Origin of the sequence: Anaerostipes sp., from assembly GCF_018381315.1 — a bacterium.
Taxonomy (GTDB): domain Bacteria; phylum Bacillota; class Clostridia; order Lachnospirales; family Lachnospiraceae; genus Anaerostipes.
In genome coordinates, this window is the sequence record NZ_JAGZSD010000028.1 from 20365 (window position 1) to 34292 (window position 13928).

The 13928-nt window shown below is 43.8% G+C and carries 14 protein-coding genes; 8 read left to right on the top strand and 6 right to left on the bottom strand.

All coding sequences use genetic code 11. The features are described 5' to 3' along the window. Position 1: 1 nt before the first annotated feature. Both KH180_RS15580 and holA read left to right on the top strand, forming a co-directional pair. Positions 2-910: a selenium metabolism-associated LysR family transcriptional regulator gene (locus KH180_RS15580; RefSeq protein WP_290761995.1), complete on the top strand. Its 909-nt coding sequence runs from the start codon at positions 2-4 to the stop codon at positions 908-910. 2 nt (positions 911-912) lie between these two features. Then, complete coding sequence (gene holA, locus KH180_RS15585) at positions 913-1890, top strand: DNA polymerase III subunit delta (RefSeq protein WP_290761998.1); 978 nt, start codon at positions 913-915, stop codon at positions 1888-1890. Between the two features lie 75 nt (positions 1891-1965). Here the strand turns inward: holA and rpsT are convergent, their stop codons facing one another. Beyond that, the gene (gene rpsT, locus KH180_RS15590) at positions 1966-2229 is read right to left on the bottom strand and encodes a 30S ribosomal protein S20 (RefSeq protein ID WP_330554859.1); all 264 of its coding nucleotides are present in this window, start codon (positions 2227-2229) and stop codon (positions 1966-1968) included. Between the two features lie 195 nt (positions 2230-2424). Here rpsT and gpr point away from each other — a divergent pair, with 195 nt between their 5' ends. From gpr to hemW, 5 genes are all read left to right on the top strand, one after another. Continuing rightward, positions 2425-3288, top strand: a complete 864-nt coding sequence (gene gpr / locus KH180_RS15595; RefSeq protein ID WP_290762001.1) for a GPR endopeptidase — start codon at positions 2425-2427, stop codon at positions 3286-3288. 9 nt (positions 3289-3297) lie between these two features. Continuing rightward, a complete protein-coding gene (gene spoIIP / locus KH180_RS15600) occupies positions 3298-4413 on the top strand; it encodes a stage II sporulation protein P (protein WP_290762004.1) in 1116 nt (371 codons plus the stop codon). Positions 4414-4464: 51 nt separating this feature from the next. Continuing rightward, positions 4465-5694, top strand: a complete 1230-nt coding sequence (locus KH180_RS15605; RefSeq protein ID WP_290762007.1) for a right-handed parallel beta-helix repeat-containing protein — start codon at positions 4465-4467, stop codon at positions 5692-5694. 88 nt (positions 5695-5782) lie between these two features. After that, complete coding sequence (lepA, locus tag KH180_RS15610) at positions 5783-7594, top strand: translation elongation factor 4 (RefSeq protein ID WP_290762010.1); 1812 nt, start codon at positions 5783-5785, stop codon at positions 7592-7594. Continuing rightward, a complete protein-coding gene (gene hemW / locus KH180_RS15615; RefSeq protein ID WP_290762014.1) occupies positions 7584-8720 on the top strand; it encodes a radical SAM family heme chaperone HemW in 1137 nt (378 codons plus the stop codon). Before lepA ends, hemW begins: the two co-directional genes overlap by 11 nt. On the opposite strand, the gene KH180_RS15620 is transcribed toward hemW, so the two are convergent. Continuing rightward, the gene (locus tag KH180_RS15620) at positions 8715-9593 is read right to left on the bottom strand and encodes a S8 family peptidase (protein ID WP_290762018.1); all 879 of its coding nucleotides are present in this window, start codon (positions 9591-9593) and stop codon (positions 8715-8717) included. The genes hemW and KH180_RS15620 overlap by 6 nt on opposite strands. Before the next feature lie 105 nt (positions 9594-9698). On the opposite strand from KH180_RS15620, the gene KH180_RS15625 reads away from it, so the two are divergent. Then, positions 9699-10142, top strand: coding sequence for a GNAT family N-acetyltransferase (locus tag KH180_RS15625; RefSeq protein ID WP_290762020.1), 444 nt, complete (start codon positions 9699-9701; stop codon positions 10140-10142). On the opposite strand, the gene KH180_RS15630 is transcribed toward KH180_RS15625, so the two are convergent. The 4 genes from KH180_RS15630 to KH180_RS15645 all read right to left on the bottom strand — a co-directional run bounded on the left by KH180_RS15630 (position 10143) and on the right by KH180_RS15645 (position 13590). Next, complete coding sequence (locus KH180_RS15630) at positions 10143-10886, bottom strand: ABC transporter permease (protein WP_290762023.1); 744 nt, start codon at positions 10884-10886, stop codon at positions 10143-10145. It lies immediately after the preceding gene. Between the two features lie 4 nt (positions 10887-10890). After that, positions 10891-11604, bottom strand: a complete 714-nt coding sequence (locus tag KH180_RS15635) for an ABC transporter ATP-binding protein (RefSeq protein WP_290762026.1) — start codon at positions 11602-11604, stop codon at positions 10891-10893. 70 nt (positions 11605-11674) lie between these two features. Continuing rightward, entirely contained in the window at positions 11675-12418 is a 744-nt protein-coding gene (locus KH180_RS15640) for a MerR family transcriptional regulator (RefSeq protein WP_290762028.1), read from the bottom strand. A gap of 155 nt (positions 12419-12573) precedes the next feature. After that, positions 12574-13590 carry a glycosyltransferase family 2 protein gene (locus KH180_RS15645; RefSeq protein WP_290762030.1) on the bottom strand — a complete coding sequence of 339 codons (1017 nt, stop codon included), beginning with the start codon at positions 13588-13590 and terminating at the stop codon, positions 12574-12576. Positions 13591-13928 lie beyond the last annotated feature (338 nt).

A 13928-nucleotide genomic window follows, 5' to 3' on the forward strand; every position in this document is an offset into this window, starting at 1 on the left:
CATGGAGTTTCGACAGCTTGAAGCATTTGTTAATGTAGTGCAGTATCACAGCTTTTCCAAGGCTGCAAAAGAGATGTTTTTGTCCCAGCCGACAGTCAGCGCTCATGTAGTATCATTGGAGCAGGAGCTTTCCTGCAGGCTGTTTGACAGGACAACGAAGATGGTAGAGATCACGGAAGAGGGAGAGAAGCTTTACGGATATGCAAAAAAACTGCTGGATCTCAGAGATGAGGCATATACAGAATTTGTGCGTTCCGGGGAGGGAAAGCAGTCCCTTGTGCTGGCGGGGGATTCTATTGCCCTGCAGTATGTTCTGCCGGATATTTTAGAGAAGTTTAAAAAGCTGCACAGCGGTACAGAGGTTTCCTTGGTCCAGAAAAACAGTGCAAAGACAGTGGAGATGCTCTTGGCAAAAGAAGCTGACTTGGGGTTTTTGGGAAGGCATGAGGATGTGCCGGAGCTGACCTTTATTCCCTACGGATGTGACCGTCAGGTAGTGATCGCCCCCAACCAGGAACGGTACCGGAACCTGTTGGAAAATGGTTATACATTGGAAGAACTACTCAGGGAACCTTTTATCTTAAGAGAGCTGACCGATGATACTGAGGAGGATGAGGACCGTTTTTTAGAGGAACACGGCATTGACCTTAAAACTCTGCATGTGGCGGCAAAGATCCATGATAAGGAGATTATGAAGCGGTCAGTGAGCATGGGGATGGGAATTGCAGTTATGCCGCTGAAAGCAGTGGAAGAGGAAGCCCAAAAGGGAAATCTCCTTATTTTTTATCTGGATCTTGAACAAAATGAGAGGACCCTTTATCTGGCTTTCAGGAAAGAGGACGAGGGGCAGGCCGTGCTTGCACAGCTTATGTCATTATGTATAGAATATAACGGAAGAGAGAGACTGTGACTATGAAAAGAGTGTTAGAGCATATAAAAGAGCAGAACTATCAGAATCTATATTTGTTCTATGGCAGGGAAAAGTATCTTGTGGCCCAGACAAGGGACAGATTAAAAAAGGCTTTGATTCCTGCGGAGGACACCATGAATTATTCTTATTTTGAGGGTAAGAAGGCAGATCTTCCGGAGATTCTGGAGCTGCTGCAGACGATGCCGTTTTTTAATGACCACCGTCTCATTGTGCTGGATCAGACGGAACTTGGGAAAAAGAGCAATGAAGATTTTTTAAAAGCGCTGAAAGAAATACCAGACTCGACTATTCTTCTGATCATAGAGGATGAGGCGGATAAAAGGTCTAAAATCTATAAGTATATCAATAAAGAAGGATGTGCAGTATCCTTTGAGACGCCGAAGGAAAAGGAACTGGTTCTGTGGATTGCCCAGATGCTTAAGAAGGAACAAAAAAAGATGACCCAGAAGGATATCCAGCTGTTTCTCTATAAGACCGGGCATGATATGTTCACGATCAAGAATGAACTGGAGAAGCTGATCGGCTATACCAGGGGCCGGGAGGTTATAACTGCCGGAGATTTGGAAGCTCTTACGACCTCCCAGACGACCAATCAGATTTTTGTCATGCTGGAAGCCATTGCAAAGAAGCAGAGGGAGACTGTCCTGAAGCTTTATTATGATTTGATCGAATTAAAGGAATCTCCGTTCGGTATCCTGGCTCTGCTGGTAAGGCAGTGCAACCAGCTGCTGCAGACTCAGTCCCTTGAAGCGGCAGGAAAGTCCCAGGGTGAGATGGCCAAGGAGTTAAAAGTGCCTCCTTTTGTGGCAGGAAAATTAAAACAGCAGGTTCGTTTGTTTAAAAGGGAAGAACTGTATACGATGATCCAGAAATGTGCGGCTACTGATGAAGGCATCAAGACCGGAAAGATTGCAGACAGGATCGGAGTGGAACTTCTGTTAGTTGAATTCAGCAGATAAAACAGGATTCCAAGGAATTTTGACAAACAAAAAAAGAGCTGACGGTTGGCTCTTTTTTTCTGCTGTATTTTTTAATTAAGCTACGTTGTTGACAGCTTTTGTTAAACGGGAGATTTTTCTTGCAGCAGTGTTCTTGTGGTAGATTCCTTTTGATGCTGCTTTGTTGATCTCTGAGATGCAGGCTGTTAAAGATTCGTTTGCTGCAGTTTTATCTCCTGCTGCGACAGCTGCTTCTACCTTTTTGATATATGTTTTCACTTTTGTTTTGATCGCTTTGTTTCTTTCTGTTTTTGTGTTGATTACAAGAATTCTCTTCTTTGCAGATTTAATATTTGCCAATGTGGGCACCTCCATATAATAATTGTACTTATCTTTTCGTTCGGTGTTTACTTTGAAGCGAGACACGGTATAGCTTCTATAAACATACTTCTCTATTTTATAGAAATCTGGCCATTCTGTCAATGCAAAGTTACCTGTTTTTACATATTTTTTTTGTTTCTTTTCATACTAAGGACAGGAAGAAAGGAGAAAAGGATGCAGAACAGAACAGATTTAGCGTTAGAACTGAAAGAAGAAGCAGAGGAAGAATCAAAATTAAAAGGTGTTTCCATGAAAACCAGAATAGATGCTTCCAATCATATCAAAGAGACAAGAATCACTATAACAGACAAAGAAGGGGAACAAGTGCTCGGAAAGCCTATGGGACAGTATATTACCATAGAGACAAAAGACTTGTCAGCCAATGACGGCAGTTACCACAAAGAAATGAGCGAAGCACTGTACCTCAATTTAAAAGAACTGATTCCAAGAAATGCAAAGGTATTTGTAGCAGGACTCGGGAACTCAGAGGTGACAGCAGATTCCCTGGGCCCGAAGGTAGTCGGCAATCTCTGGATTACCCGTCATTTAAAAAGAGAAGGATATTTGAAAGATGCCATTGAACTGAGTGCCATTGCACCGGGGGTTATGGCACAGACCGGAATTGAGACGTCAGAGGTGCTGGAAGCGCTGGCTGAAAAAATTCAGCCGGATATTCTCATTGCTGTCGATGCCCTGGCAGCCAGAAGCTCCTACAGGCTCAATAAAACCATTCAGATCAGTGATACAGGGATTGCGCCTGGATCCGGAGTGGGCAATCACAGGAATGAAATCACAGAAAGAACCGTGGGAATTCCGGTTCTGGCCATCGGAGTCCCGACTGTCATCTCAGTGCCGGCGATTATCAGCGATATTGTGGGAAATGAATCAGACAACGGAGATATTTTGGAAATGCTGGATGAAGACTTTACATCCATGCATGTGACGCCGAAAAATATCGATGAATCTATCAAGCGCATCAGTTATACGATTTCAGAGGGAATTAATCATTTACTGCATAATCATATAAAAGCTGAATAAAATGATGATATGGGGAAAAAGAAAAGAGCAGCAGGATGTGTTTTATTTGCTGTCTTTATGATCATGGGAATCCGTTATATTGCCGGGCACCAGGATGTGATGTCCATCGCTGTCCAGAACTATTATCTAAAAGCGGTGAATGAGCTGGTCCCGTCCTATCACAGCAGCGGACAGCCGATTTACGGATCGGTGCTCAATAAGATCATAACGACTTACCGGAATGACATTGTCCCGTCAATCTGTTTCAGCGAAAACTATTCCCAGGTTAAAAGTTCTGATTTAGTGACAAATCAGTTTTATGATCTGGAAGAGAATGAACAGAGCGGAGTCCATGTAGAAGAGGTGCCGGTAAAAAAGACGGTATTTAACAGCAAAAAATGGAACAATCCGAATTATTTAAGAAAATATATTTATCAGGTAGACAGCACTACGATGGTAACAAACAGTGAGATTAACGGAAAGGTTCTTTTAAACAAGGACCTTTCCCTGAAAAAATCCAGGGAGCCGCAGATCTTAATATTTCATACTCATGGCAGCGAGGCGTACAGAGACAGCAGGAAAGGAGAAAAGTCAGACACTGTCATCGGAGCCGGAGATGTTCTGACAAAGCTCCTGGAAGATCAGTATGGGATCAAAGTAGTCCATGACAGGGGAATCTATGATGTAAAGAACGGAAAAGAGGACCGGTCTAAAGCATATTATTATGCGGCTGCAGCCGTAGAAAAATATTTGAAGAAATATCCGAGCATTCAGGTGGTGATTGATCTCCACCGGGACGGTGTGAAAGAGAGCACTAAACTTGTGACAAAACAAAACGGAGTGGAGATGGCTCAGTTTATGTTCTTTAACGGCATCAGCCGTACTGCAAAAAACGGAGATATCAAATATCTGAAAAACCCGAACAAAAAAACAAATCTGGCATTCAGTCTTCAGCTTCAGGCAGAGGCAATGAAGAAATATCCAGGTCTGACAAGAAAGATTTATATTAAGGGATACCGGTATAATCTGCATTACAGGGGCAGAAGTCTTCTGATTGAGCTGGGAGCACAGAATAATACGGTGAAACAGGCCAAAAATGCGATGAAACCACTGGCAGAAATTTTAAATGATGTGTTGTTTCCGTAGGGAATATGATATAATATAAAAAATAATATCGTTAAAATAAGGGAGATACATATGAATAAAAAATGGATACAATTTGCAGCAGGGGCAGCACTTGTCACCGGGCTTCTGGCAGCTCCGGGACTGCCGGAATTTGCACAGCCGGTAAAGCAGGTCGAAGCAAAGGGCAAGACCTACACGATTACACCTAAGTCAAAGCCAAAAAAGAAAAATTATCTCAAATCCAATAAGTATACCAAGTATACAAAAAATTATTATACATTGAGGGACCGGCTGGAATCTCTTGAAAAAAGCAAGGGCGGGACGATTATTTTCAAAAAGGGCACTTATACATATACAAATGCGGTGTTTGTGCCGTCCAATGTAAAGATCATTTTCCGTGACGGGGTCGTGATTAAAAAAGGCTCCAAAACCGGAGCTAAAAGCCTGAAACCATCCACATCCATCTTTCAGCTTGTGAAGCCAAGCAAGAGCAAGAAAAAGAAAGTGTACGGCAAATATGACGGGACTAAGAATATCACATTTGAAGGGCAGGGCAATGTCACTGTAGATCTGAAGTATTTCAACAAGGGAATTGCCATTATAGCCGGCCATAATAAAAATATCAAAATCAACAATATCAAGTTCCGGAATATGAAGAACGGACATTTTATTGAGATGGATGCCAACGAGAATTCTTCTGTAACCAACTGCAGTTTTACCAACGCCAAGGGAGATATCGTAAAGGAGGCCATCAATCTGGATACTCCGGACAGAACTACAAAAGGATGGTCACAGCCGTGGAGCAAGTTTGATAAAACCCCGAATAAGAATGTGACCATTGACAAGTGCAGTTTCAATAACTTAGGGCGTTCAGTGGGTACCCACAAGTACAGCAGCGGCAAATACCACACCAATATTACGATCAGCAACTGTACGATAAAAGGGATGAAGAAGGATGCAATCCGTATGATGAACTGGAAATCTGCCAAGATCACCGGCAATGTCATTTCCGGAACGAAAAAGGGCAATTACCGTGCCATCCTTGGATCCGGTGTCTATTATCCAGTCATAAAAGATAACAAACTGATTAATTTTGACCGTGCCGTACAGTTTATGCCGTGGAAGAATTCAGGTCCGGGAAGCAGCTATAAAACAATCTATAATGAATTCTCTGATTACAGTTATCAATGTCTGAAACAGAACAAATGCTCCGGCGTACGGGAAAATTATGTACGGATTAATTGGAGATATAAAGATTTTGCAGAAAAACATTCTAAAACTATTTATTTAGAGACATATTAGATTTAGAAATGAAAAAGGTTGAAATGGACTTTCAGCCTTTTTTTTGCTATACTGAATCGAATATCTTTATTTGTAACAGGAGGAAACTATGACAGCCGATCAAAATAAAATACGCAATTTTTGTATTATTGCACATATAGATCACGGTAAGTCCACGCTGGCGGACCGGATCATTCAAAAAACAGGAACCCTTACAGACCGGGAGATGCAGGAACAGGTGCTTGACAATATGGACCTGGAGCGGGAGAGGGGAATCACAATCAAGTCTCAGGCAGTCCGTATCGTCTATAAGGCAAAGGACGGGGAAGAGTATATTTTCAATCTGATCGATACACCGGGCCATGTGGATTTTAATTATGAGGTTTCCAGAAGTCTGGCGGCCTGTGAAGGAGCGGTTCTTGTTGTGGATGCCGCACAGGGAATTGAAGCGCAGACTCTGGCAAATGTTTATCTGGCGCTGGATCATGACCTGGAGATTATGCCGGTCATTAATAAGATCGATCTTCCCAGCGCAGAGCCGGAGAGAGTAAAAACAGAGATTGAGGATGTGATTGGAATCGAAGCTTCCGATGCGCCTCTGATCTCAGCAAAAAACGGGATTAATATAGAAGATGTGCTGGAACAGATCGTAGCCAAGATTCCGGCGCCGTCCGGGGATCCGGAGGGACCGCTTCAGGGGCTGATTTTCGACAGTATTTATGATGCCTATAAGGGTGTAATTATTTTTGCAAGAATCAAAGAAGGAACAATCCGTCCGGGAACCAGAATGAAAATGATGGCATCAGGTGCAGTGGCAGAGGTAGTCGAAGTAGGCATTTTCGGAGCAGGACAGTATATTCCGGCAGAAGAACTCAGTGCCGGGATGGTAGGATATGTGACAGCAAGCTTAAAGAATGTCCATGACACCACAGTGGGGGATACGATCACCGATGCAGACAACCCTTGTGCTGAGCCTCTTCCGGGATATAAAAAAGTAAATCCGATGGTGTTCTGCGGGCTCTATCCAACAGACGGGGCCAAGTATCCGGATCTTCGGGATGCTCTGGAAAAGCTTCAGCTCAACGACGCCTCACTGCAGTTTGAGCCTGAGACATCGGTAGCTCTCGGATTTGGATTCCGATGCGGATTTTTAGGACTTCTGCATTTGGAGATCATTCAGGAGCGTCTGGAAAGAGAGTACAATCTGGATCTTGTGACAACCGCGCCGGGCGTTGTATACCGTGTATACAAGACGGACGGCACTATGATCGAACTGACGAATCCATCCAATCTTCCGGATCCGTCCCAGATTGATTATATGGAAGAGCCTATTGTGTCTGCAGAGATTATGGTGACATCTGATTATGTTGGGGCTATTATGGGACTCTGCCAGGAGCGCAGAGGTGTGTATATCGGAATGGAATACATTGAGGAAGGACGCGCCGTTTTAAGGTATGAGCTACCGCTCAATGAGATTATTTACGACTTCTTTGATGCCCTGAAATCACGTTCCAGAGGATATGCTTCGCTGGATTACGAAATGAAGGGATATCAGCAGTCAGAACTGGTAAAACTGGATATCCTGATCAACAAAGAGGAAGTGGATGCACTGTCCTTTATTGTCCACGCGGAGACAGCCTATGAGCGGGGCAGGAAGATGTGCTCAAAACTGAAAGAGGAAATACCGAGACATCTGTTTGAAATTCCTATACAGGCGGCAGTGGGCAGCAAAATTATTTCCAGAGAGACGGTTAAAGCTATGAGAAAGGATGTCCTTGCCAAGTGCTACGGCGGAGACATCTCCAGAAAACGAAAGCTTTTGGAAAAACAGAAACAGGGTAAGAAGAGAATGCGCCAGGTTGGAAATGTAGAGATTCCGCAGGAAGCATTTATGAGCGTGCTGAAGTTAGATGAAGACTAGAGAATTAGAACTGTATCTCCACATCCCATTCTGCAAAAGGAAATGCAGTTACTGTGATTTTTGTTCTTTCCCTGCGGGGGACAGCCAGATCAGTACGTACATGAAAAAGCTGGAACAGGAAGTCAGTTACTGGGGAGAACGCCTTTCTGGCTGGACAGTGAGCACAGTATTTATCGGAGGGGGAACACCCTCCCTGATTCCGGCAGGACAGATCGAATCTCTGATGAGCACAGTCAGGGATTCTTTTTCCTGTGCCGAAAACTTAGAATGCAGCATAGAGGCCAACCCGGGCACGGTTACAAAAGAGAAGCTTGAGGTTTACCAGGAATCGGGCATTAACCGGATCAGTTTCGGTCTCCAGAGCACAAGAGAAGAAGAACTGAAAATTTTGGGAAGGATACACAGTTTTGAAGATTTTGTCTCGGGATATTATACGGCCAGGGAGTGCGGATTTAAAAATATCAATGTAGATCTTATGAGTGCAGTTCCCTGCCAGACTCTAAAAACCATGGAGCAGACCTTGATAAAAACCGCAGAGCTGAAACCGGAACATATTTCGGTCTACAGTCTGATTATAGAAGAGGGAACCCCTTTTTATGAAGACAAAGGGCTGGGCCGTCTGCTGCCCTCAGAGGATGAGGATGCAGCCATGTATGAACTGACAGGTGAGCTTTTGGGCAGCTTTGGATATGAACGGTATGAGCTGTCCAATTATGCAAAGCCTGGCTTTGAATGCAGACATAACTGCGGTTATTGGAACCAGACTCCGTATTTGGGCCTTGGACTTGCCGCATCCTCTTATTTTGAGGGAAAACGGTTTTCAAATCCATCCGGTATGGAGGAATATCTTTCAACTCAAAATCCGGGCAGATATTTTGCTGAGGAAAGAAGTCTCTCTGAAGAAGAGGAGATGGAAGAGTATATGTTTTTGGGGCTTCGGATGACAAAGGGAATATCAAAAGCTGATTTCCTGCAGCGGTTCGGGAGAAGCATCCGGGAAGTGTATCAGAAACCGATTCGGGAACTTTCAGAAAAAGGACTGCTGAAACAGGATTCTGACAGGATTTGGATTCCAAAGCAGGCCCTGTTTCTTAGCAATCAGGTGATGGCAGAGTTTCTTTTATAAGTCCAGAAGTTTCTGAACATTGATCTGTCCCCAGCCCTGGTGGTTTCTTGGGGTGGACAGCTTGTCACAATTATACCGCAGCTTCATTTTTACATCTTTGTTTGTATAATATGGATACCGTTCCAGAAGCAGGGCGACTGCTCCCGAAACTGCCGGAGTAGCCATAGATGTGCCGCTTTTTATACTGTATCCGCTGTTTAAGCCGCAGGAATAAATATTTGTTCCCGGAGCCACTACGTCCGGTTTCATGACACAGGAGGAAGTAGGCCCCCGGCTGGAATAATTCTTTGCAAAACGCTGGGAACCCATGGGGCGGACTGCATCATCGCTGGAGCCTACAGTAATGATTTTACGGCTGTTTCCGGGAGCTGTAATCGAACTGTCACGGGGACCATTATTTCCGCTGGCGATACAGACCACCAGCCCGTCATCCCAGAGCTGGTTTACCTGCTGCACGATAGCATTGGCGCCTTCATCGCTGCCGGAAGCGGGAGTGCCGATGGAGATATTAACGATACGAATGCCGTACTGTTTGTGAAAGTGATGGATCCAGGAAAGGCCATTTAAAAAGGTCCGCTGGTTTCCGTTTCCCAGAGCGTCCAGCACTTTGATGGAAATAATATGTGATTTCGGTGCAATACCGAGATTTGCGGACGCCGCGATCCCGGTGATGTGGGTCCCGTGTCCATTGTCGTCATAGGGGGAGGTCCTGTGATGGACATAATCTATAAATCCGGCGATCCGCTGATCAGCCGGATAAAATTCTTTATGGGGATAAATACCGGTATCCAGAAAGGCAATTCCGATTTTATTCCCGAAGAAGCCATGTTTGTGGGCGATATCTGCGTGAATCATCTGTGATATGAGCTTCATAAATACTGTCTCCTAATATGTGTTATAGTATAGAATACGCTGGGACTGAAGAAAAGACATGAGTTTTTTCGGCTGCAAAACGGAACGATAGGAGGAATCTGCAAAGTGAAAATTTTTGAGATACAGGACAGAACAGAAATGCTCATAAATCAGCTGTATAAAATCTGGGAAAGATCGGTGAAAGCCACACATTTGTTTTTATCTGATCAAGAGATTGAAAAAATTGCGGAGTATGTTCCGACTGCAATAAGAGAAATACCCCACCTCATCATTGCTGAAGATGATGACCAGACCCCTGCCGCTTTTATGGGAATCGGCAGTAAAAAGCTGGAGATGCTTTTTATTGATCCTGAAAAAAGAGGAACAGGATTGGGAAGAGAGCTTGTCCGTTTTGGGATAAGTGTTTTTTCTGTAAACGAATTGGGCGTAAATGAACAGAACCCACATGCAAGAGGATTTTACGAGCATATGGGTTTTCAGGTTTATAAAAGAACAGATACAGATGAACAGGGCAATCCATATCCTATTTTGTATATGAGGCTGCCGTAATCAGTCCCACTGAAAGAATTTCAGTGCGATGGCGGTGCAGACAGCAGCAGTGACGGCGACAGAGATGACAGGAATTATGACACTGCCGAGGTTCTCTCCTAAGGAAGCAGCTTTCAGTAGCTTAATTCCCTGCGTCAGCGGCAGAAAATCAGAGACCGTCTGCAAAGATTCAGGCATAATTTCATAAGGCAGTGTGGCGCCGGAAAAGATCAGCATGGGGAAGTACAGTATACTTGCAATAACACCGGCGATTTTTGCATTCGGTGCAGTTCCGCCCACCATGATGCCGATGCTGAACATTGACACAATCGTTAAAAGGTAGCAGCCGAAAAAGCCTGCAGGATTTCCGCGGAATTCATAACCAAAGAAAAAAACAGCCTCCAGATACAAAAGAAAAAGAGATGTAACCGAATATATGGCGTACACCGCAGTCTGTACGGATAACAGCATGACAGGACTGACCGGAGTGACTTGATAACGCTTCAAAATACCTTTGCTCCGGTAATCGGATATGACCAGAGGCAGTCCCATAACTCCTCCTGCACAGATTGATATTGTGGCGGCAGCCCCAAAAGACTGTTCAAAAAAGGTGTATCCGGCTCCGTCCAATGCGGGTTTGTTTCCATAAATGATCCCCACGACTGCCAAAACAATCAGGGGAACACAAATCGCAAAGATAAACATATCCATACCGCGCAGGGATAATTTTAATTCTGTTTTCAGCATTGTCTTAAATGTTTTCATAGTTTTATTCCTCCTCTGTATACCATAGATAAGCATCTTCGAATGTTTCGCAGGGACTTGTACGGACCGCTTCGGAGACAGTACCGTAAAACACGGACCGCCCCTTTTTCAAAATGCAGATGCAGTCGCACAGGGTCTCTATTTCATCCATAAAATGTGAAGTTAAGAATATCGTCAGGCCGTTTGTTTTGAGTACGGAGAGAATGTTCCAAACCTCACGCCGGGCTTTGGCATCAAGCCCGGTTGTCAGTTCATCTAAAAAGACGATTTCCGGATCAGGGATCAGCGCGAGTATGATGAACAGCCGCTGCCTTTCTCCGCCTGACAGGTCTTTGACCGGACTTTTTTGCTTATGGGAAATCCCGAATTTTGTGAGCAATTCCAAGGGGTTTTTGGGTTTGCTGTACAGAGATGCTGTGACTTCGCAAAGTTCCCTTACCGTGATATTTTCCTGATATTCTGTTTCCTGAAACTGCACCCCTATTCTTTCAAACAGCTGTCTGCGTTTTGACAGCGGATTGCTGCCTAAAATAGAAATATTTCCGCTGTCCGCTGATTTTGTTCCCAAGATGCATTCAATTGTGGTACTTTTTCCTGCACCATTAGCCCCGATTAGTCCGAAAACCACTCCGCGTCTGACCGACAGAGAGACATTGTCAACCACAGGTATCCGGTTGTAAGACTTCCTCAAGTGTTCCACTTTCATAACATTTTGCATGTTTCATACCTCCTTGTTTTGATAAAAAAAGAATACCACCAACAGAAACATTGGTGGTAAAGTGGAAGGTTTAAGAAAATTTAATTTTCATACTCTGAAGTTTTAATATCATCTTTTCTGCATTTTTCTCAGCGTCCTGCAGTGATGTGATGAGTTTATCACACACTGCAATGATATCATCATCTGTTTTCGGCGTATCTAAAACTCCTTTAATATCACTCTGCGGGTCCTTGGACAATTGGTGCAGCAAACGCAGAATGGACTCTAAAGAATAATTGGCACACCGAAGGGAGCGGATGATCTTTAGACGCTGTATATCCTGATCAGTGTACACCCGGTATCCGTTTTCTCTGCGTTTTACAGTCAGCAGACCGTTCATCTCCCAGTTCCGCAGGGCGTCCATAGATATGCCGAGATATTGGGAGACCTCTTTTCGTTTTAGAAAATGGGTGTTTTGTTTCTTTCCGCCGGATAAAATCTGTTTTACTATTTCGATCGCTTCCTCAGCATTTGCCTGTTCCTGTCTGATTTGATTCAAATATTCCTCTGTAAGCAGCAAAGCTGTGTCAAAATCGCCTGCAGCAGATACTTTAACCATCTGTACAATTTTTTTTCTTAAGCCGTTCTGCAGAACTTCAATTTGAAAAGCAAGCCGAGCAAGCTGGAATTGTTCAATGTGAACGTCCGTAAAAATACGGTAGCCATTGGACTGCCGCTCTGGTTTGGGTATCATACCCCATTGTTCATAAAGCCGTACTGTGTTTGGGTGTATCCCGATAATTGCTGCGATTTCTGAAGTCTTGTAAGTATTCATTTATGACTGCCTCCGTTTCTGAATTATTTTAACACAGACAGGAAGTCTGGTGCTATAGTGGAGGGCAGAATTGGGAGCTTCTCTGTATTTAGAACAGAACAACTGGATAAATGAAAGAAAAGACATTGGAACAAACAAGTCCAATGTCTTTTTTCTTAGTTAAATCCAATAAATTTCCGTGCGGCTTTGTAGGCTGCGATGACAACTTTTCTTCCTCCGTAGCCCGGAAGGTTTACAGCATTGCCAATCAGGGAACTCCGAATCTGGCGGTAGAGCTTTTGGTTTTTGGATTTCAGATATTTCCAGAGATCTTTTTTCATCTGAATATGTTCCGGAGTACCGGACTTGATAGCGATGACAGAGGATACGGTCATAATAATACTCAGATAATGCTTCATATAGCGGTACAATGGTTTGTTGACCAATTCAAAGCTGCTCATATAGTCAATCATAGCCTTTGTGACAAAAAACTGCTGGTCAATCCGTTTGATCATATTGACTTCGTTTACGGACTGATCGTCTCTGCCGATAAAGTAGCGGTAGAAATTTACATCCAGATAATAAATGGTCTTTACATAAGGAAGCGGCTTGAAAACATACAGATTATCCACATAAAAAGTATGTTCCGGCAGACACAGGCGGCACTCGTGCAAAAGAGAAGTACGGTAGATGACAGAGTGCATAAGAATGTACTGGCTTAAAGGAAAGCGCTTCACATCATCCCATGTAAATTGCTGCTCAACCGGAATCGTATGGCGGTAGTGGATGACTGTTTTTCTTTTTACACCCTGCTTTTCATAAACATAGTTGGACATAAACATGTCTATAATAGTTCCCTGCCGGTAAAATGATTCCAAGGTCTTGAGAATTTCCTCATAGGCATGCTCATTTACCCAGTCATCACTGTCCACGACTTTAAAATAAAGTCCTTTGGCATGGGCAATGCCGGTATTTACAGCACCTCCGTGGCCTTTGTTTTTCTGGTGGATTGCCCGGCAGATGCTGGGATATTTGTTTTCATATTCATCGGCAATCATGCCGGTATTGTCAGTGGAACCATCGTCAATGATCAGGATCTCGACCTTGTCTCCGCCAATCAGCAAAGTATCAATGCAGTGTCTCATATATTCCTGAGAATTGTAACACGGTACGGCAAATGTTAATAATTTCATTTTGTAACCTCCTAAAAATGGTACTCTGTCTATTATAAACAAACTTCGGCAAAAATGCTATGAGTTTTTCTCCACTATCTCCAGTCGGCTCTGGAAAGGCCTCCTTCCGACAGTGAAGAAAAACTTATCGCTGAAAGGCGCCTTCTGTTATATGACTGCCCTTCTCCAGCAGACATTATGTCCATTTTGACCAGTTCGGAGGCCTTGCATTCGAAGGGATGTTAGTTTTTCTTCTTGAGGCAAAGATTCGGAGGCGGTGCGCAAAGCGCAGTGAGGCTGTTTGAACGAAGTGAGTTCCGAACGGGCCGCCGGAGAAGCTTTGCTGAAAGTTAGAAAAT

Bases quoted from the DNA above. Each gene is read 5' to 3' on its own strand.
- KH180_RS15580 (WP_290761995.1), top strand. From the start codon at position 2: ATGGAGTTTCGACAGCTTGAAGCATTTGTTAATGTAGTGCAGTATCAC.
- holA (WP_290761998.1), top strand. From the start codon at position 913: ATGAAAAGAGTGTTAGAGCATATAAAAGAGCAGAACTATCAGAATCTA.
- gpr (WP_290762001.1), top strand. From the start codon at position 2,425: ATGCAGAACAGAACAGATTTAGCGTTAGAACTGAAAGAAGAAGCAGAG.
- spoIIP (WP_290762004.1), top strand. From the start codon at position 3,298: ATGGGGAAAAAGAAAAGAGCAGCAGGATGTGTTTTATTTGCTGTCTTT.
- KH180_RS15605 (WP_290762007.1), top strand. From the start codon at position 4,465: ATGAATAAAAAATGGATACAATTTGCAGCAGGGGCAGCACTTGTCACC.
- lepA (WP_290762010.1), top strand. From the start codon at position 5,783: ATGACAGCCGATCAAAATAAAATACGCAATTTTTGTATTATTGCACAT.
- hemW (WP_290762014.1), top strand. From the start codon at position 7,584: ATGAAGACTAGAGAATTAGAACTGTATCTCCACATCCCATTCTGCAAA.
- KH180_RS15620 (WP_290762018.1), bottom strand. From the start codon at position 9,593: ATGAAGCTCATATCACAGATGATTCACGCAGATATCGCCCACAAACAT.
- KH180_RS15630 (WP_290762023.1), bottom strand. From the start codon at position 10,886: ATGAAAACATTTAAGACAATGCTGAAAACAGAATTAAAATTATCCCTG.
- KH180_RS15635 (WP_290762026.1), bottom strand. From the start codon at position 11,604: ATGCAAAATGTTATGAAAGTGGAACACTTGAGGAAGTCTTACAACCGG.
- KH180_RS15640 (WP_290762028.1), bottom strand. From the start codon at position 12,418: ATGAATACTTACAAGACTTCAGAAATCGCAGCAATTATCGGGATACAC.
- KH180_RS15645 (WP_290762030.1), bottom strand. From the start codon at position 13,590: ATGAAATTATTAACATTTGCCGTACCGTGTTACAATTCTCAGGAATAT.